This is a genomic window from Yersinia alsatica, assembly GCF_025133195.1.
Lineage (GTDB): Bacteria > Pseudomonadota > Gammaproteobacteria > Enterobacterales > Enterobacteriaceae > Yersinia > Yersinia alsatica.
Genome location: NZ_CP104006.1, coordinates 1,124,778 through 1,144,778 on the forward strand (window position 1 = coordinate 1,124,778; position 20,001 = coordinate 1,144,778).

Here is a 20,001-nt window from a genome sequence, read left to right on the forward strand (position 1 = left end):
AATCTGCTCCCTGCCGATTTGTCACCCGAATCACTTACCTTGTGTAAGCTCATCGGGATTTGTTCGTTGGCTGCCTTGCTGCAACATCAATTACTTTGAGTAATGTTGCAGCAAGTATTCTCGGGGCATAGTGAATCTATTATTTGACGATACGGGCGGCTGCGTCGTTCAGGGCAGCTTCCACGGTTTGGCGACCACTGATGGCATTCAACACTGCACTGCGGGTTGCGTACCAGAAGGCGGCCATTTGTGGAATATTCGGCATGATTTCGCCTTTAGTGGCGTTTTCCATGGTTGCCGCAATACGTGGATCTTTTGCCAGTTGCTCTTGGTAAGATTTCAGTGCAACTGCGCCCAGCGGTTTGTCTTTATTGACTTCAGCCAAGCCTTGGTCGGTCAGCAGGTAGTTTTCCAGGAACTCGGTCGCCAGTTCTTTGTTCGGGCTGGCGGCGTTGATACCGGCAGTCAGGACACCCACGAACGGCTTGGATGGTTGGCCATGGAAGGTTGGCAGCAAGGTCACGCCATAATTGATTTTGCTCTTATCAATGTTGCTCCATGCCCATGGACCATTGATGGTCATCGCTGTTTCGCCTTTATTAAAGGCCGCTTCGGCGATGGAATAATCGGTATCAGCATTGATGTGTTTGTTTTTCACCAGATCGACAATAAATTGCAGGCCAGCTTTCGCACCGGCATTGTTCACGCCGACGTTTTTCACATCATAAACACCGTTTTCGAATTTGAAGGCATAACCGCCGTCAGCGGCAATAACTGGCCAAGTGAAGTACGGTTCTTGCAGGTTCCACATGATGGCGCTTTTGCCATTGGCACGCAGTGTTTTATCCAACGCTGGAATTTCTTCCCAGGTTTTCGGTGCTTCTTTCAGCAGGTCTTTGTTATAAATCAGAGACAGCGCTTCTACCGCCACTGGATAACCAATCAGCTTGCCATTGAAACGCACCGCGTCCCATGTGAATGGGAACAGTTTTTCCTGGAAGGCTTTAGATGGACTGATTTCTGCCAGCAAGCCAGATTGTGCGTAGCCGCCAAAGCGGTCATGCGCCCAGAAGATAATGTCTGGACCATCGCCGGTGGCTGCGACTTGCGGGAATTTTTCTTCCAGTTTGTCTGGATGCTCGATAGTGACTTTGATGCCGGTATCTTTCTCAAATTTCTTACCGACTTCTGCCAGCCCGTTATAGCCTTTATCGCCATTGATCCAGATAACCAGTTTGCCTTCTTCAATCTTGGCAAAAGCAGAGGAAGAGAGCACCAGCGTGGTTAACGCTGAAAGGGCCAAAACACGTGCGGTCTTACCAATGCCGGATTTTGTGAAGCTGCTAGTCATAATCCAATCCTTTTATCCAATTTTGTGGGTACCGATTTTTACGCTGCCATATTGAGTCACAACCCGATACCCCATCATCCTCCCCCCGTCTACGCCCCCCGGTCGGTTATTGTGACCCAGTTAACACTGCGGCCTATTCTGTGGTGTCAGGCACAATAATGCAGGTCGAAATTTGCAGGCCAGATCACGTATTTGTATTTACAGTGGAACTTCTGCCCGCATTGGTCGTTCCCTCATCCTCCCATCTCCTCCCCCATGAAAAACTTTGTTACGGATGATTACCTAATAGTGTCACTCCCGCACTATCACCACCATTGAAAAGCAGCACCGTCATTGAAAAGAACCAATGAAACACCGCCATCAATAAAAAGGTGCTGTTCGGTTAATTATTACCCAGCCAGATCAATGCGTTGAAGCGTTAAGCAACATGCAGCCCTATACTCAGGCCGCGACGTCGTCCGAGGCAACCAGGCTCAAAGCATGGCGGTACGGCGCGCTGCAAGAGAGTCATCAGGGGACTGGGAGTAATTGATGGGTCATGCCGGAATTTGCTTCCGCCATTTTTCTTCAGTCAGGTTCATATGAAAAGTTGTTTGCGTAAGCAAAGGAGTAACACATGGCTAATGTAACGCTGAGCGGCGTTTATAAGGCCTTTGGTGAGGCTGTGATTTCCAGAGATATCAATCTGGAGATCGATGACGGTGAATTTGTGGTGTTTGTTGGGCCATCCGGGTGTGGAAAGTCAACGCTACTGCGGATGATTGCCGGCCTTGAGGACATTACCTCAGGTGAATTGTTGATTGGTGGCAAGCGGATGAATGAGGTGCCGCCGTCTGAACGTGGCATCGGCATGGTGTTCCAGTCATATGCGCTTTATCCCCACTTGTCGGTGGCGGAGAACATGTCCTTCGGCCTGAAATTGGCCGGTGTGAAGAAAGCCGAAATTAACCAACGGGTGAATCAGGTAGCAGAAGTGCTGCAACTGGCTCACCTGCTGGAACGGCGGCCAAAAGCACTTTCAGGTGGTCAGCGTCAGCGTGTTGCGATTGGTCGTACTTTGGTCGCAGAGCCGGATGTGTTCTTGCTCGATGAGCCACTTTCCAACCTGGATGCCGCGCTGCGAGTACAGATGCGCATTGAGATATCCCGGCTCCATAAGCGCTTGGAACGCACCATGATTTACGTCACTCACGATCAGGTCGAAGCCATGACATTGGCCGACAAAATTGTGGTGCTGGATGCAGGCAATGTCGCGCAGGTAGGTAAGCCGCTTGAGTTATATCACTACCCAGCCAACCGCTTTGTTGCGGGCTTTATCGGCTCGCCAAAAATGAATTTTTTACCGGTTAAAGTGACCGCCGCTGAACCTCGCCAAGTACAGATAGAACTGCCCAATCGCCAGTTAGTGTGGCTGCCGGTGGAAGGTACGCAGGTTCAGGTTGGTGCAAATCTGTCTTTGGGTATCCGCCCGGAACATCTGCTGCCAAGCAGTGCCTCTGAAGTCACGCTGGAAGGCGAGATTCAAGTGGTAGAGCAACTGGGTAATGAGACTCAAATTCACATCCAAATCCCGGCAATACGTCAGAACCTGGTTTACCGCCAGAACGACGTGGTGCTGGTAGAAGAAGGTGCAACATTCGCCATCGGTCTGCCACCGCAGCGCTGTCATCTGTTCCGTGAAGATGGCACTGCCTGTAAGCGGCTGTACCAAGAACTGGGCGTCTAGTTACCACGGCGTCTGGTTTTGGAAAATGTAAAGCACGCATGCCGATAGGCAAATATAACAGGAGATTACTGATGACTACTCTGCGCAAGTTACCGATAGCACTGGCTGTTGCCGCTGGTGTCCTTTCCACTCAAGCTATGGCTGTCGATTTCCACGGGTATGCACGTTCTGGTATCGGTTGGACGGGAAGTGGTGGCGAACAACAATGTTTCAAAGCAACTGGTGCTCAAAGTAAATACCGTCTGGGTAACGAGTGTGAAACTTATGCGGAAATTAAATTAGGTCAGGAATTGTGGAAAGAAGGCGATAAGAGCTTCTACCTGGATACCAACGTAGCCTATTCCGTTTCGCAGCGTGATGACTGGGAATCTACAGACCCCGCTTTCCGTGAAGCCAACGTTCAGGGTAAAAATCTAATTGATTGGTTGCCTGGCTCCACCATGTGGGCAGGTAAACGCTTCTATCAACGTCATGACGTTCATATGATTGACTTCTACTACTGGGATATTTCCGGCCCAGGTGCAGGTTTGGAAGCGATTGATTTGGGCTTCGGCAAGTTATCTATCGCAGCAACTCGTAACTCTGAAGCGGGTGGTTCAAGTGCCTGGATTGACAATCAGCGTAAAAACGCCGACCACACGGTCAACGATGTGTACGATATCCGTTTAGCCGGTTTAGAAACTAACCCAGGCGGTACACTGGAATTTGGCGTGGATTATGGTCGTGCCAATCCTGAAGATGATTATGCGTTAGCACCGAATGCCTCTAAAGATGGCGTGATGCTGACTGCTGAACATACCCAAAGCATGATGGGTGGCTTCAACAAATTTGTTGTTCAGTATGCCACCGACTCCATGACTTCATCTAACAGCGGCCATTCACAAGGTACAAAAGTTGATAACAATGGCCACATGTTGCGTATTATTGACCACGGTGCCATCAACCTGGCTGAGAAGTGGGATCTGATGTACGTCGGTCTGTATCAGGACACTGACTGGGACAACAACAACGGGACCACTTGGTACAGCGTGGGTGTTCGTCCAATGTATAAATGGACCAATATCATGAGTACCTTGGCAGAAGTTGGCTATGACAATGTTAAGTCACAACGTACTGGCGACCGCAATGGTCAGTACAAACTGACACTGGCACAACAGTGGCAGGCAGGCGACAGCATCTGGTCACGTCCAGCAATCCGCGTCTTTGCAACTTATGCTAACTGGGATGAGAAGTGGGGCTATAACGATGTACAAGTCAATGGCGTGAACAGTGCCGATTATGGTCTGGCACAAAATGGCAGCATCGGTACTAACAGCCGTGGTAAGAGCAATGAAGTGACCTTCGGTGCTCAATTCGAAGCCTGGTGGTAAAAGCGATTCTTCAGCCGCCTACGGGCGGCTGTTTGCTTAACGCACCATAAAGCGACAACCCAAAAAGGTTATATATTGGTTAACTTTGCCGACCTTGCCTGGCACAGTTACGTATGAGGGTATAACAATGAAAAAGAATCTTCTGACACTCTGTCTGGCATTGGCTCTGGGGGTGACTACACCGCTGGCAGCACAGGCCGCATCTACGATTTCTCCGGCGAATGTTTCCATCGCGCCGACCATTAGCACCGCAACATTACAGCAGTTGCCCTGGCAGCCATTAGTGCCGCCAGCAACTGAGGAAATTAAGCTCACCGCAGCTAGCCCACAAATTTCTCAAGGGAATGTTGAAGGCGCGGTTGCCGCCTTTGCATTGCCCGCCGATCGTGGCTCAATGGAGATCACGCTCAGCAGCTTAGTGTCTAATAACCAACTATTTTCTCCTAGCGTATTAGTTTTAGACGAACAGATGCGCCCGGCGGCTTATTACCCGTCCAGCTATTTCACTTATGAAAAAGCGGGCATCATGGTCAATGACCGGTTGCAAGGGGTGATGAAACTGACTCCGGCACTGGGCCAAAAACAGATCTATCTGCTGGTTTATACCACCCGCGAAGATTTAGCGAAAACCACCACACTACTGGCCCCGGCCAAGGCTTATGCCATGGGGGTGGGTAATGCGGTGCCCGATATCCCAGATCCTATCGCCAAACATACGCCAACCGGCAACTTGAAAATTAAGGCGACAGCTGAGCAGGGCATGGGCAATATTATGATTGGCTTGATGCAGCCAGCAGCGCAGTCGGCCCCTGTGGTGGTGGGCAATAGCGCTCAACCGGCAGCGGTAGCCGCACCGACATCAGCGCCGGCCAAACCCGCAGAGCCAATGCTGAGTGAGACGGAAACCTACTTCAACCAGGCGATTAAAGACGCGGTGAAATCCGGCGATGTCGATAAGGCGCTGAAATTGTTGAACGAAGCGGAACATTTGGGCTCAACTTCAGCCCGAAAAACCTTTATTAGTAGTGTAAAAGGCAAGGGGTAAATCCCGGCACTGCTGAATATGGCTAGATGGTTGGTGCGCCTTGGCGCACCTTTTTTCTCGCTACCATTCGAGTTACCTATTTTGGGGGGAATATAAAAGATAGATAAGGTTCTATCAGACCGGGAATAGCGCCAGTATCGGTATCTTGGATGAGATGCCGAAGAGTCGCAGCTAAAGGCTCTTTATTGTTCAGCTAATCAGTTAAAGGAATTGATTGATGTTGAAGAATACTCAACTCTGTTTATGGATTGTGTTACTCCCATGGTTAGTCCCGTTTGCAGAAGAAAATATTTTGTTGCCCCCCCTAATCCCGCTCTCTATCGCTGCTCAGCATCCTTCTTTCCATAACGTTCAGCAGTTACCTATAAAGGTGACGGCAAGAGATCATCTGCTGTTAGATAAATTGGCTGAAGAGCTGCCCAATGTCAGCTCGACATCGGAGCCAGTATTTAGTCACGCAATGCAGTTAATTGATAATGCCAAAGAACTGGATCAGAAAAGGTGGGCGCAACAATTCCCAGAAATCAGTGATGCCCGGGTGGGCAGAATTGTCGATCTTTATCTGCAACTTTATGATGTAGAAGGTATTGAATATGCGGATGGTGTCGATAACTTATTGCATTTAAGGCCCGGATTAACTGCGGCTCAAGGATATGAAAAAGCCCGAATAGCCAGTTTGGAGCGCGACATACTTTTTAAGCTATCCCAACAAGGCCTGACACTGTCCCAAGCAGAAAAACTGACCCCACTTGCTGCCCTCGGCCTTGCCTGGCGGCTACAGCAAGAGCATCAACCCACGTTAGCTGAAGTATCCACAGCCATTTATCAGCCTGAAAATAAAGCGATAAAAATTCAGGCGACAATACTTTTCAACCTTTCCCATTATGGCAATCACTATGGTGAAATAACGGCAGTTGCTACGACGGATTTGAATGATTGGGGCGTGGATCAACTGGCGGGGCCGGAACAACCGGTCTCCCGAGCCGCCCGAGCATTGAGGGTTATCCACCAAGGGACTCATGCAACACCCGCGAAAGTGACATCTGATGACGCTTATCTTGCCAATGGTTTTGCACCGAAAAATGCCCAAGGGCGCTATCTGCAAAGCCAGTCGTCGGAATTGGAGGAGATGATTTTAGTCGGATGCGTCCAGATTGGATTTGATGTTTGTCGCCAACAAGATTTCACTCAATTTCTTGATCTTCAACACGCCGTCGGCAGCCTTGAGTTTTCGCTCAAAAATACCCTTAAGTTACATTATCAATTACAAGGCCAAGCCCTTGATCAATTGGAAAATAAGAATGCTGAGCAGCTGTATAACTTATTACTTCAAGAAGAAGGGCAAATGCGTCAAGCCGATGGGATAGGCTACAGCCCGACGGTTATCTTCTTATCCCATTTCAGCCAATCTAATGAAGTCGAGCCTTTAACGTTAGAGCAAACGGCGAGCGCATTAAAACGTATTGCTGAATCAATGGATGTCTCCCATTTGCCTGAGTTAGCTCAGATTACCTTTGATCGAATAAAACAATCAGCCGACTATATTATTGATAATACAGCCATTGATGTGGAGCGTGACAGATTTGAGTGGGACCTTAAGGCGCTCACTGAATATTTTGAGCCAGACCATCCCTTATACCCGCTGATGCATGACCGACCCTACAAAACTGAGCAAGAAAGGATAGCGCGGCAATTAGATTATCTTGATATGCGTTTGGCCTATCGCCATCTTCCCGCGGCTTTTGATGAGGATCAGGCGATAAGAGCTATCCTGACAGAGAAAGGGGTAAAAAAAATTGATGATTCCAGACGATATATTTACCGTCAGGATCCCCAGTCCGGTTTTCCGCAGAAGGAATATGACTCACCGGTTAATGAATTTAAACGACGCCGGGATGCCAGCAGCCACTTTGTTGCCAATATGTCGATGCCCGGCAACAACGGCCGACCAATTAATGTGTTCGACACGTTAGAGGCGAAAAAAGCCGAGTATTATGACCAAATCAACTCTCACCCGGCAATTCGGGCTCAGGCCATTAGGGCATTAATTGCTGAAGGTCGGCGGCCAAAGGGCGGTGCGCTGCAAGATAAAATCAGTAACCTTGCCAAGAACTACCGGCCAGAATCCGAGAATTCGCGTTTTTGGGGCAATGCCTGGACGATGTTGGAAAACCATTGGACTTGTAAACTGCCAGTACCGAATCCCATGTGTACTATCGCCAGAGTGGAAGGGCCGCGTTACCGCAATGAAAAAGAGAATATGGCGGCCGGTATGACGGCAATGGTGATGGAGGCAGGTCTGCTTAGAGGAATGGAAAGGGGAGTGGTGACGCTAGAAAATGCCCCGCCAGGTATTGATCCTGTGTTGTCTCCCACGTTATCGGCCGAGATAGATATATCAGCAGAGGAGATCGAGCCGGGTAACCGTGCCATACAAAACCCACATGGAAAACCCATTGAAGTGCAACTGATTGAACTTAAAGACCCTGCCTTGCCAAGTGGAAAGCGCGCAGCTTGGGTTAGACAAGGAGCAGGCGGTGTTTATTGGGAAGTTGATGTCGCCACCGGTCAAGACTTGGGCATGGTATTGAAAGACGGCCCTCAATTTGTCAAACCGGGCAAATTGTTGGGCGGCGGGCCATCTCAATCAAAAGTTTTACGCCCTGTTAAATTAGGTAAAAAAATAGGTAGTGGGCGGGCTGGAGATGTCTATTTTGATGCCGGTAACCCTGGTTTTGTGTTAAAGAAATTGGCTACACAAGATGAGTTTCTTATAACCGAAATCCATACGAAAGAAGTTGAATTTTTTAATCGATATTATGGTGAAGGTTCTTCTGAGTTAATTCTAGATAAAAATCAATACTATATAAGAATGTATAATGTGCCTGGGGCAACTTTGGCAGAGATGACGGGTAAAATTTTCCCGTCAAATGCAAAAGAGAGGTTTTTCAGCATGATGGACGATTTGGGGTATTACAATATCATCCATAATGATTTGCACTTGCGTAATGTTTTATATGACCCAAAAACTAACACCTTTTACCCTATCGATTTTGATAATGCTTTCGATGGATATTATTCACCAAGAGATTCAAATAACGGATCTCAAAATCAGGGAATAAATATGAGAGTTAAAATTATCCTAGAACACATTGAAAAATATACTAAAAATTAGCCATAAGGATAATGTCGCTGGTCTGAATAAAAAAGTAACCTAGTGCCGCCTGAGCTTCATTCTGCGCTACAATGGTTGTCTATTTAGCCATTACCAATTGCGGGGATGGGTGTTTTATCCTCGGCAGGGAGCGAGCCGCATGTCTACCGGCGATGCATCAATTTTAAAGCCTATCCACTGGTGTGCCCTTGAGCACCCGACTCTTCCTGCGAACATCGCCGACTGGTTGATGGAGCTGGGGTCGATGACCCGACGTTTTGAACAGCATTGCCAACGGGTTCATGTTGAACCGCAGCGGGAATGCTTTATTGTGCGTAATGAGTTGGGGGAGGATGCGGAGCATTTACCCGTAAGTGAACGTTATTGGCTGCGAGAAATTGTGTTGTGTGGTGATAATGAACCGTGGCTGCTTGGCCGCACAATTATCCCGGAAGAAACCTTGTCTGGCCCTGATAGGGCGCTGGTGGACTTAGGGACATTGCCCCTTGGGCGCTATTTATTTGGTGGTGACAATTTAACCCGGGATTATATTCAAGTGGGGCGGCAAGATACCCTATGGGCGCGCCGTTCGTTACTCCGCTTATCGGGTAAGCCTCTGTTATTAACTGAAGTTTTTTTACCGGCTTCGCCGCTTTATACCAAATAACGTAGCTTCAGTAGTGTGATGTGGTGGTGAGATTTTGGAGACTGATAAATTGAAGGGAAGTACAGTTCAGAGCAAATGGCTGGCTTATTGCCGTTTGATGCGTATTGATAAACCCATTGGCTCATTATTACTGCTATGGCCGACATTGTGGGCGCTGTGGTTGGCAGGGCAAGGTATCCCCGAAACCAAGATACTGATTGTCTTTGTGCTGGGTGTTTTTTTCATGCGCGCGGCTGGCTGTGTCGTCAATGATTATGCTGACCGACATATTGATGGCTTTGTGAAACGCACCGCATCCCGGCCATTGCCGAGCGGTCTCATCAGTGAGAGAGAAAGTAAAATCCTGTTTGTGGTCTTGGTGTTACTGTCGTTTGGGTTGGTATTAACGCTCAATAGCATGACCATATGGTTATCACTGGCAGCACTGGCATTGGCTTGGGTTTATCCCTTTATGAAGCGGGTTACCCACTTGCCACAAGTGGTGCTGGGGGCTGCATTTGGTTGGTCAATTCCGATGGGGTTTGCCGCCGTGAGTGAAAGCCTACCTCTGGCTTGTTGGTTGCTCTTACTGGCCAATATCTGCTGGACGGTGGCTTATGACACTCAATATGCCATGGTTGATCGTGATGATGATCTGAAGATTGGTGTTAAATCCACGGCAATTTTATTTGGTCAGTATGACAAGTTAATCATTGGCTTACTGCAATTGGCAACACTGGTATTGATGGTGGCGATCGGCTGGCTGATGAATCTGGGCGGCGCGTTTTATTGGTCCGTCTTGCTGGCAGGCGCGCTGTTTGTGCATCAACAGAAGATGATTGCCCAGCGTGAGCGCGACCCATGTTTCCGCGCTTTCCTGAACAATAACTATGTGGGCTTGGTGTTGTTCCTTGGGATTTTAGTGAGTTACATGTAAAAAAATGGCCAGATGATTTATCTGGCCATTCTATTTCTAATCTTATGCCAAAGGATTAATCTTCCGATTCATCCTCGGTTTCAGGGGCTGGCAACTGATTGCTGGTTTCAGCCGGCATACTGACGCTTTCTATTGTCAGCTTCACTTCCGGTGTCATCAACGCACTCAGCATGTTGTAAACTTCCAGCGTATGTTCCTGAACGGCATCACCGCTATCACTGATATATCCCTCTTCGCGCAAGGTACCTACCAGAGTTGAGAACACGGCTTTATCGAAGAATTCCGGTGCATTAATTCCATGCAGTACAGACAAGCGCTGCGCCATAATGCGGCTCTCTTTCTCCAATGCCCCACGATTGATACTTGGGTTAGCACTGAGTAATGACAGCGTAATCGCATAACGTTGCAGTGTCTCACGCACACCTGCTGCCAATAATTGCAGAGGGCGAATACGGGCTGGGTTCAGCACCAATTCATGCCCTTTATCACAAATCAGCTGCTGGCGAGCCAGTTCATCAATTAAAGTATCCAATGTTTGTGGCAGCTGTTCTTTACTGTAATGCAGGAACAGTTCGGCTTTTAACATCGGATAAATCATGCTGATTTGACGCAATAACTCAGCGCGAGTAATGCGGCGGTGGTACATCACCATACTGGCAATCAACGACGGCAGCATCAGCAAGTGCTGGATATTATTGCGATAATAGGTCATCAGCACGGCTTGTTCCCGTGGCAGGATGATAATGTCACCGATATTGTCTTTCTCCACCTCAAACTTATTCATATTCAAGGCGTGATTAAGTAACTCTTCCGGCGTTTTATCCGGCACGGTGACATCTTTTGCATAAGGCACATTGCGCATCAATTGTAGATAGCAATCGAGCTGCTCAAGCAGTTGCTCGCGAGTTAGTGAGCGCTGACGTGAAGCTAACAATGCGGTAGAACACAGGTTCATGGCATTTGCCGCCGCCGCATTATTAATTCTAACCATAATCTTACCGGCCAAATCATTGACCGCCGGTGTCAACCAGCTTGGACGCTGCGCTTCAATGGGGTCGATAGCATCGCGCCATTGCGGCACATTGGTGTTCAGATAAGTCGTGAGCGGGATCGGCTCACCAAAGTTGACGTAGCCCTGGCCCAGATTGCGCAACTTGCGCAGGCCACGCACCATCTGCAACAGGTTTTCCTTCTCTTTGGTGGCTCCTCTCAGCTCTTTGGCGTAGGTGCCCACTTCCATCACATGTTCATAACCAATGTAGATTGGCACTAGGGTGATTGGCCGTGAACCACCGCGCAGCATGGCTTGGATAGTCATCGACAGTGTGCCGGTTTTAGGCTCCAGCAAACGGCCTGTACGCGAGCGACCACCTTCAACAAAGTATTCCACTGAGTAACCCCGGGTGAACAGTTCGCCCAGATATTCGCGGAACACGGTTGAATAGAGTTTGTTGCCTTTAAAGGTACGGCGGATAAAGAAGGCACCCAAGCGACGGAAAATCGGGCCAGCAGGCCAGAAGTTAAGGTTAATACCGGCAGCAATATGCGGCGGTACCAGCCCTTGATGATAAAGCACGTAAGAAAGCAGCAAGTAATCCATATGGCTGCGATGGCAAGGCACATAGACAATTTCGTGGCCATCTTGCGCTAACTGCCGCACACGCTCGGCATTATGGACGTTAATACCCTGATACAAACGGTTCCACGTCCAGCTCAGTACCCTGTCAGACAGACGCACGGCTTCATAAGAGAAGTCTGCGGCAATTTCTTCCATCAGCGTAATGGCATTTTGCTGTGCTTTCTCGTGGGAGATTTTCTTGGTACGTGCTTCATCTGCCACGGCTTTTTCAATCGCCTTGGAAGCCAGCAGCTTTTTGAATAGGTCTTGACGATCCGGCAAGCTTGGGCCTACTGCGGCCAGACGCTGGCGAGAGAAGTGCATCCGCGCGACGCGTGCCAACTTATGGGCGATAGTTTTATCGGTACCATGCTCACTGGCCATTCGGCGCAATGATACTGTGGTCGAGAAACGCACAAAACTATCGCGGCCCAGCCACAATACGGCAAAGAATTTCTGCACACCATTCAGTACACGCAGATGTGGTGTACCATGGCCTTCGCGCCCAGGAGAACGACCAAACATCACCGAAACCGGCAGCATTTGGATATCCAGCGCTGGATTATTACGGTGCAGATCCAGATAATCGTGGAATATTTTTACCGATTCCTGCTTAGGTGCGTAATAACGAAAGACCCTCGGGCCATTATCGATAAACACATGGCTAGGCAGCTGTACACCATCAATTTCCAATGGAATCAATGGGTCGGGTAGATCTTGTGCCTGACACTGTGCTCGCAAAGTCAGCAAATCGGCCTTAGAATTGTAAGGCAAAACGTACAGAATAGGACGAGAAGGGTCTAACCCTAACTCAGTCACAGGATCTGCCGGAATAACCTTGCTTTTTACCAACAATTTAAGTGGTAAATTCAGTAACTTATAATATATTTTACGCCAACCTGACATAACTACATGAAGCCTCTTGTTAGCAATTCGTCGCAAGGATACCAGAAACTGGTTTTGAGATCTGTGGTGATAAGACAACAGAAAGCGGCAAAAATCATCATTAACTTAAGATAAAGGCAATAAATCATGGCGAATCAATCAACAGGGCTAACTCGAATCTTTAAAGCGACCGGTTATTCTGTGAAAGGCTTAAGTGCTGCCTGGAAAAATGAGGCGGCTTTTCGCCAAGAAGCCGTGGCTGCCATACTGGCTATCATACTGGCCTTCTGGTTGGATGTAGATGCTTTAGCGCGTATTTTATTGGTTGGCAGTGTGGTGTTAGTGATCATTGTTGAGGTGATCAACAGTGCCATTGAAGCCGTGGTCGATCGTATTGGCAGTGAGTTTCATGAACTTTCAGGCCGGGCCAAAGATATGGGCTCCGCCGCAGTGTTTCTCGCCATTCTGTTAGCGCTATTTATATGGGTAACCGTACTTTGGCAGCATGCTGGTTAGTTATGTCCCCCATCACACCGATGACCTTAAGCATAGCGAGTAATACGATAAAAATAAGCTGTGATTAATCCCTGTTTTTATTCACTCTTTGGTTCCCAATACCGGCTTACCTGTATATACTCACAGCAAGACTGTATAAACAAACAGGGGGCGAAATGAAAGCACTTACTACCAGACAGCAAGAGGTTTATGACCTGGTGCGCGATCACTTAGCGCAAACAGGTATGCCGCCGACCCGTGCCGAAATTGCGCAGCGTCTGGGATTCCGCTCTCCTAACGCCGCTGAAGAGCATTTAAAAGCACTGGCCCGCAAGGGTGTTATTGAGATTGTCTCTGGCGCTTCCCGTGGTATTCGTTTACTGATGGAAGAAGAAGATGGTTTGCCGCTGATTGGCCGCGTGGCCGCGGGTGAACCACTGCTAGCACAGCAGCATATCGAAGGGCACTACAAAGTTGACCCATCCATGTTTAAGCCAAGTGCAGATTTTCTATTGCGGGTGAATGGAATGTCGATGAGAGATATCGGTATTCTGGATGGCGACCTGTTGGCGGTACATAAAACACAAGATGTACGTAACGGGCAAGTGGTTGTTGCGCGTATTGATGATGAAGTAACGGTAAAACGTTTGAAAAAACAAGGTAATATCGTGCAGCTTCTACCTGAAAATACCGAGTTCCAGCCAATTATTGTCGATTTGCGAGAGCAAAGCTTCACTATCGAAGGGCTGGCCGTTGGTGTCATCCGTAATGGCGACTGGATCTGATCCTCGCTATTGATGTATACCCTTCGAGCAAGGAGGGTATACAATTTATTTAATTTCTCGCCAATATATTCATGCTTATATTGAGATTGAGAACAATCCGATAATAAGCTATTACTTACTGTTTTAACTGAATATTACCCGCTTTCATTTTTGATCCTCTGCTCAATTTATAGTGATTAATATTTGCTTGGCTTTAATTATTAGTCTCAGCTGCTATAGTTATTCACACGGTAAGCAAACAACCTGAGTTAATTTAAATTATGACTGTGAGTGATTAATTTAAACCAAGGTTGCTGTTATAAAGAGAGAATGTTTACCGTGATTAATTAAATAGACTGACTAATTCCAAGGTAACGGAGATATTATGAATAAAGATCAAGCCGATGGTAACTGGAAGCAGTTTAAAGGAAAAGTGAAAGAGAAATGGGGCAAGCTCACCGATGATGACCTTAAGGTCATAGAAGGCAAGCGTGACCAGCTGGTAGGGAAAATCCAGGAGAAATACGGCTATCAGAAAGAGCAAGCCGAGAAAGAAGTTAAAGCCTGGGAAGACCACAGCAAATATCGCTGGTAACAGCGTTAAATGGAATTAAACTGATATCGATATAAGTTAATTGGGTCTCTCACTTTATAGAATATATATTATTAAGTCGTGATATTAATAACGAACCTTATTCTATTTATTCCTATTCTCATATCGATAGACACAAGGAAGTGTCTAATTCTATTTCTATCTCACCCTATGGATATTATTATTAACTCAAATTGTTGGTATTAAATTTTATTATTATAAATTTAATATTACGCTGCCGCCATTCGGACGACAGCCTGATTTTTATCGCCAGAGACTATTTCTTTCTAGCCACAATAGAGTGGTCATGATCACAATGATCGTGGCTTTCACAGGCTTCAACTTCCCCGCATTCAGCACATAGGCCATGAGCCTCTACCACGCTATGGCGCAGGGTAAAACCTGATTGCTGCGCTAATTGCGCCAGCGCTTCTTCAATGCCGACAGTCGTACGCTCAGTCACAATTTTGCAGCGATCACAGATAAATAGCGCAGAGGTATGAGTGGGCTCTTCAAAGTGATGGCACAGCACATAACTGTTCGCTGATTCCACGCGGTGAATAAACCCTTGCTCCAACAAAAAATCTAATGCGCGGTAAACGGTTGGTGGCTTAGCTTGTGGTTCCGATACGCGTAGCAAATCCAACAGATCATAAGCACTGATTGCACCGGGTTGTTGTGCCATTAAGCGTAATACTTCAAGACGTTGCGGTGTCAGCCGGACGTTACGTTGTTGGCAAAGGCTTTCAGCCTGAGCAAGCAGCTTTTCCTGATTGATTGAGTTCATGGTTTCATCCCGCAGCGTTTGAATGGAACAGATTTTATCATATTTACGGTTAATCACCGATAGGTGAAAAAGTGCCGGGCAGTGGAGTGTCACAATTTTGGTAATTTACCGGAATATCTCCCTTTTTACGGCACAACTATCACTCAGGCAGTCATAGCAAGGTTCTATGGTATAATCACGCATTCCATCCCTTGATCTCGTGTGTTTAATGCGCAATATCAATGGGTAATTGATGCAATAATAACCGATGAAATCACAGTAAATGCACCAAGCTCAGACTTTTTCCAGCACTCAGGCAGATAAGCCACACTATCCCCTACAGCGTTTCTCCGTCGCGCCGATGCTCGATTGGACAGATCGTCATTGTCGTTACTTTCATCGCTTGTTAACCAAACAGACGTTGCTGTATACCGAGATGGTCACCACAGGGGCGATTATCCATGGTAAAGCCGACTATCTGGCTTATAGCGAACAAGACCATCCGGTAGCCTTGCAACTGGGAGGCAGTGACCCGCAAGCCTTAGCCCATTGTGCCAAGCTGGCGGAACAGCGTGGATACAATGAAGTAAATCTGAATGTCGGTTGCCCCTCTGATCGGGTGCAAAATGGCCGTTTTGGTGCCTGCTTAATGGCTGAAGCCAATCTAGTTGCTGATTGTATTAAAGCCATGCGTGACGTGGTTTCTATTCCAGTCACGGTGAAAACCCGTATTGGGATTGACCAACTGGATAGTTATGAATTTTTGTGCGAATTCGTGCAAACCGTCGCGGAACGTGGTGAATGTGATATTTTCACGATTCATGCCCGTAAAGCCTGGCTTTCAGGGCTGAGCCCGAAAGAAAACCGCGAAGTTCCGCCACTGGATTATGAGCGGGTTTATCAGCTCAAACGTGATTTCTCGGCGCTAACTATTGCCATTAACGGCGGCGTCAAAACATTGGCTGAAGCCAAAGAGCATCTTAAACATGTTGATGGCGTGATGATGGGGCGCGAAGCCTATCAAAACCCAAGTATTTTAACGCAAGTGGATCGCGAGCTGTTTGATCCCAATGCGCCAGTGGTTGATAGCGTTAAGGCTATCGAAGCACTTTATCCTTATATCGAGCAGGAACTGTCCCGTGGTGCTTATTTGGGTCATATAACCCGGCATATTCTTGGTATTTTCCAAGGGATCCCCGGTGCGCGCCAATGGCGTCGTCATTTGAGTGAAAATGCGCATAAACCTGGGGCTGATGTTTCCGTGGTAGAACAGGCACTCGCGCTGGTGACTCGCCCACAGCACAATTCGCTGTAGGAAACTTCACTATAAGTTAGTCAATTTGACCATGCCTGCCAGTGTTTTGGCAGGCTGTGTTTTATCTATAGCTTGTAAATTCAATCTGTTAACCTTATTTTCAGGTTGGCACGTTTCTTGTAATACTCCTGATAAAGCCCCTGTTTAAATGTAATGCATGGGAACAAACAATTATTAAGGAGCCAACCATGTTTGAAATTCTCTTTGTTATCGGCTTTTTTATCATGTTGATGGTGACCGGTATTTCTCTGTTGGGCATATTCGCCGCTTTGATGGTCGCTGCTGCTTTCATGATGTTGGGCGGGTTATTTGTGATGATGATTAAGCTGTTGCCATGGTTGATTCTGGCTGTCGTCGTGGTCTGGATCTGGCGTTCGATGCAAAAGCCTGTTGTAAGGCGCTACTGATTATTTTGTTTTCTTGCGGGAGCGATCACAGGCTGAAAGTTTAGTCAGGATAATTCTTGGGAAAACGTATTTTTTCCTGAATCAGCTTGTTAGGATGCTAGCCGATACGATTCGTTATCACATTTTCATCCCTGCCAGAGGATAAAATAGCTGTATAAACGGCAACGTCATTTAAGTGAATATGCCTCTGACAGAATACCCTGCTATACCCCTACATGTGCATCAAAGAAAGCGTTAAAACAAAAGGCTCCCTAATCGGAGCCTTTTGTTTTTTATCATATTACTGAAAATATGCTTTACGGGATGAGCAGACTGGAACCGGTTGTCTGACGGCTTTCTAATATTTCATGGGCGCGACGAGCCTCTTGCAGCGGGAATTTTTGGGCCTCGGCTACATCCACTTTAATCGCGCCACTGGCAATCAGTGAAAACAGCTCATGGCTGGCCGCTTCCAGCTCTTGTCGATTAGTGACATAAGCATTCAGCGACGGGCGGGTAACATACAGCGCGCCTTTTTGGTTCAGTATTGCAAGGTCAACGCCAGTCACTGGGCCAGAGGCATTGCCGAAACTGACTAACAATCCTCGGCGTTTTAGGCTATTGAGTGAATCTTGCCAAGTGCTTTTCCCTACCGAGTCATACACCACGCCCACTTTTTCACCGTGAGTCAGCTCGGCCACTCGCTCGGCGATGTTTTCTGTGCGGTAGTTGATGGTGGCCCAGGCACCATTGGCTTTTGCCAACCCGGCTTTTTCATCAGAGCCGACACTGCCAATCAGTTTTGCACCGAGCGCTTTTGCCCATTGGCAGGCAATCAATCCAACCCCACCGGCTGCCGCATGGAATAAGAACACTTCGCCGGGTTTGATTTCATGGGTTTGGCGTAATAAATACTGGACTGTCAGCCCCTTGAGAAATGAGGCTGCGGCTTGTTCGAAAGAGATTTGATCAGGAAGTAGGGCAATTTTCTCAGCGGCGACATTATGGACTTCGCTGTAAGCGCCAAGAGCGGATTGAGCATAAACGACCCGGTCACCGGCTTTTATGGTGCTAACTGATGAGCCGACTTTAGTGACAATCCCGGCGGCTTCAGTCCCTAGTCCACTGGGGAAGTGGGGCGGTGGATAGAGCCCACTGCGGATATAGGTGTCGATGTAGTTAATACCGATAGCTTTGTTTTCTACCTGAACTTCATCAGCCGCGGGATCCACCGGCGTAAAATCAAGATATTGCAACACTTCCGGCCCGCCAACGGTGCTAAATTGAATATGCTTTGCCATGTTAGCTCCTTCGTATTTAGTGTATTTTCACCCTACAGTGTTCTACACGCAGAGCCAAGATCTTGCTAATACCGATAAGTAATAGGGAATTCATAATTACCCTTCGGATATCATCGCGTATACTAAGCCACTGTATTTTTTATTCGTCGTTTTTCTCTTCGCAACAAAGGTAAAGAACACTTTTCATGGCAGCGAAAAAACCAACCAACAATATGACAGAGCCACGAGACCGCCAGATGGAAGGGCTGAAACTCCCGCCTCATTCACTGGAGGCAGAGCAGTCCGTGTTGGGCGGTTTGATGCTGGATAATGAACGCTGGGATAACGTTTCCGAGCGTGTTGCCAGCAAGGACTTTTTCAGCCGCCCGCATCGCCGGATCTTTACTGAAATGCAGCGTTTGCTGGAAAACAGCAAGCCGATCGACTTGATCACCTTATCTGAGTCACTGGAACAAAAGGGTGATTTGGAGTCCGTAGGTGGCTTTGCTTATCTCGCTGAATTATCAAAAAATACGCCAAGTGCCGCGAATATCGGTGCTTATGCTGACATCGTGCGCGAACGTGCTGTAGTACGTGAGATGATCTCTGTTGCCAACGAGATAGCCGATGCCGGTTATGATCCTCAAGGTCGTAGCAGTGAAGATCTGCTGGATCTGGCGGAATCCAAAGTATTCCAGATCGCAGAAAGCCGGGCTAATAAAGATGAAGGCCCGAAAAGCGTCGATCAGATCCTCGAAGCCACTGTGGCGCGAATTGAGCAGCTTTATCAACGGCCACATGATGGTGTCACCGGTGTTTCAACCGGTTTTGCTGATTTGGATAAAAAGACTGCTGGATTGCAGAAATCAGATTTGATCATTGTGGCGGCGCGTCCATCGATGGGTAAAACCACCTTTGCGATGAACTTATGTGAAAACGCCGCGATGATGCAGGAAAAACCGGTATTGATCTTCAGTCTGGAGATGCCCGGCGACCAGATCATGATGCGTATGTTAGCCTCATTGTCACATGTCGATCAGACCCGCATCCGTACCGGCCAACTGGATGATGAGGATTGGGCGCGGATCTCCAGCACCATGGGCATATTGATGGAAAAGCGCAATATGTACATCGATGACTCCTCCGGCCTGACACCAACTGAGGTGCGTTCTCGTGCGCGGCGTATTTTCCGTGAGCACGGTGGTTTGAGCTTGATTATGATCGACTACCTGCAATTGATGCGGGTGCCGTCACTGTCAGATAACCGTACATTAGAAATTGCAGAAATTTCACGCTCCCTGAAAGCCTTGGCGAAAGAGCTACAAGTGCCGGTGGTGGCGCTGTCGCAGCTTAACCGTAGTTTGGAGCAACGTGCCGATAAACGCCCGGTAAACTCCGACTTACGTGAATCCGGTTCTATTGAGCAGGATGCCGACTTAATCATGTTTATTTACCGTGATGAGGTTTATCACGAAAACAGTGATGAGAAAGGAATCGCTCAGATTATTTTGGGTAAACAGCGTAACGGCCCGATCGGTTCTGTTCGGCTGAAATTTAATGGTCAATGGTCGCGCTTTGATAATTACGCTGGCCCGCAATACGACGACGAATAGCGCGTAATAACTATCCCCTGCGAATTTGATGTTACCTTGCGGTAGCACCAATTTCTTT

At 47.7% G+C, this 20,001-nt stretch carries 16 protein-coding genes and 1 pseudogene; 13 read left to right on the top strand and 4 right to left on the bottom strand.

Annotated features, from left to right (window positions below):
- Positions 1 to 139 precede the first annotated feature (139 nt).
- Complete coding sequence (gene malE, locus N0H69_RS04870) at positions 140 to 1,351, bottom strand: maltose/maltodextrin ABC transporter substrate-binding protein MalE (protein WP_050110826.1); 1,212 nt, start codon at positions 1,349 to 1,351, stop codon at positions 140 to 142.
- A 370-nt stretch (positions 1,352 to 1,721) separates the two neighbouring features.
- On the opposite strand from malE, the pseudogene N0H69_RS22240 reads away from it, so the two are divergent.
- The 7 genes and pseudogenes from N0H69_RS22240 to ubiA all read left to right on the top strand — a co-directional run.
- Positions 1,722 to 1,975, top strand: a pseudogene (locus N0H69_RS22240) (hypothetical protein); the annotation flags it as partial.
- Positions 1,968 to 3,077 (top strand): maltose/maltodextrin ABC transporter ATP-binding protein MalK, encoded by a 1,110-nt coding sequence (gene malK / locus N0H69_RS04875; RefSeq protein ID WP_050110824.1) that lies wholly within the window; start codon positions 1,968 to 1,970, stop codon positions 3,075 to 3,077. The pseudogene N0H69_RS22240 and the gene malK, both read left to right, overlap by 8 nt.
- A gap of 71 nt (positions 3,078 to 3,148) precedes the next feature.
- Positions 3,149 to 4,447 (top strand): maltoporin, encoded by a 1,299-nt coding sequence (locus tag N0H69_RS04880; protein ID WP_050110821.1) that lies wholly within the window; start codon positions 3,149 to 3,151, stop codon positions 4,445 to 4,447.
- A gap of 127 nt (positions 4,448 to 4,574) precedes the next feature.
- Entirely contained in the window at positions 4,575 to 5,492 is a 918-nt protein-coding gene (gene malM, locus N0H69_RS04885; RefSeq protein ID WP_050123168.1) for a maltose operon protein MalM, read from the top strand.
- A 217-nt stretch (positions 5,493 to 5,709) separates the two neighbouring features.
- Complete coding sequence (locus tag N0H69_RS04890) at positions 5,710 to 8,667, top strand: OspG family effector kinase (RefSeq protein WP_050152448.1); 2,958 nt, start codon at positions 5,710 to 5,712, stop codon at positions 8,665 to 8,667.
- Positions 8,668 to 8,806: 139 nt separating this feature from the next.
- Complete coding sequence (ubiC, locus tag N0H69_RS04895; protein WP_050110817.1) at positions 8,807 to 9,313, top strand: chorismate lyase; 507 nt, start codon at positions 8,807 to 8,809, stop codon at positions 9,311 to 9,313.
- 49 nt (positions 9,314 to 9,362) lie between these two features.
- Positions 9,363 to 10,229: a 4-hydroxybenzoate octaprenyltransferase gene (gene ubiA, locus N0H69_RS04900; protein ID WP_050152454.1), complete on the top strand. Its 867-nt coding sequence runs from the start codon at positions 9,363 to 9,365 to the stop codon at positions 10,227 to 10,229.
- Positions 10,230 to 10,284: 55 nt separating this feature from the next.
- On the opposite strand, the gene plsB is transcribed toward ubiA, so the two are convergent.
- A complete protein-coding gene (gene plsB / locus N0H69_RS04905; RefSeq protein ID WP_050110815.1) occupies positions 10,285 to 12,753 on the bottom strand; it encodes a glycerol-3-phosphate 1-O-acyltransferase PlsB in 2,469 nt (822 codons plus the stop codon).
- 126 nt (positions 12,754 to 12,879) lie between these two features.
- On the opposite strand from plsB, the gene N0H69_RS04910 reads away from it, so the two are divergent.
- From N0H69_RS04910 to N0H69_RS04920, 3 genes are all read left to right on the top strand, one after another.
- Positions 12,880 to 13,248, top strand: coding sequence for a diacylglycerol kinase (locus N0H69_RS04910; protein ID WP_050110813.1), 369 nt, complete (start codon positions 12,880 to 12,882; stop codon positions 13,246 to 13,248).
- 155 nt (positions 13,249 to 13,403) lie between these two features.
- Entirely contained in the window at positions 13,404 to 14,012 is a 609-nt protein-coding gene (gene lexA, locus N0H69_RS04915) for a transcriptional repressor LexA (RefSeq protein ID WP_050110812.1), read from the top strand.
- Between the two features lie 364 nt (positions 14,013 to 14,376).
- Positions 14,377 to 14,586, top strand: coding sequence for a CsbD family protein (locus N0H69_RS04920; protein WP_050110809.1), 210 nt, complete (start codon positions 14,377 to 14,379; stop codon positions 14,584 to 14,586).
- A 274-nt stretch (positions 14,587 to 14,860) separates the two neighbouring features.
- On the opposite strand, the gene zur is transcribed toward N0H69_RS04920, so the two are convergent.
- Positions 14,861 to 15,370, bottom strand: coding sequence for a zinc uptake transcriptional repressor Zur (gene zur, locus N0H69_RS04925; protein WP_050152453.1), 510 nt, complete (start codon positions 15,368 to 15,370; stop codon positions 14,861 to 14,863).
- A 262-nt stretch (positions 15,371 to 15,632) separates the two neighbouring features.
- On the opposite strand from zur, the gene dusA reads away from it, so the two are divergent.
- Positions 15,633 to 16,664 (top strand): tRNA dihydrouridine(20/20a) synthase DusA, encoded by a 1,032-nt coding sequence (gene dusA / locus N0H69_RS04930; protein ID WP_050152446.1) that lies wholly within the window; start codon positions 15,633 to 15,635, stop codon positions 16,662 to 16,664.
- 188 nt (positions 16,665 to 16,852) lie between these two features.
- A complete protein-coding gene (gene pspG, locus N0H69_RS04935) occupies positions 16,853 to 17,071 on the top strand; it encodes an envelope stress response protein PspG (protein ID WP_004711207.1) in 219 nt (72 codons plus the stop codon).
- A 296-nt stretch (positions 17,072 to 17,367) separates the two neighbouring features.
- Here pspG and N0H69_RS04940 read toward each other — a convergent pair whose 3' ends face one another.
- Positions 17,368 to 18,351 carry a quinone oxidoreductase gene (locus tag N0H69_RS04940; RefSeq protein WP_050152445.1) on the bottom strand — a complete coding sequence of 328 codons (984 nt, stop codon included), beginning with the start codon at positions 18,349 to 18,351 and terminating at the stop codon, positions 17,368 to 17,370.
- A 185-nt stretch (positions 18,352 to 18,536) separates the two neighbouring features.
- On the opposite strand from N0H69_RS04940, the gene dnaB reads away from it, so the two are divergent.
- Complete coding sequence (gene dnaB, locus N0H69_RS04945; protein WP_004711204.1) at positions 18,537 to 19,943, top strand: replicative DNA helicase; 1,407 nt, start codon at positions 18,537 to 18,539, stop codon at positions 19,941 to 19,943.
- Positions 19,944 to 20,001 lie beyond the last annotated feature (58 nt).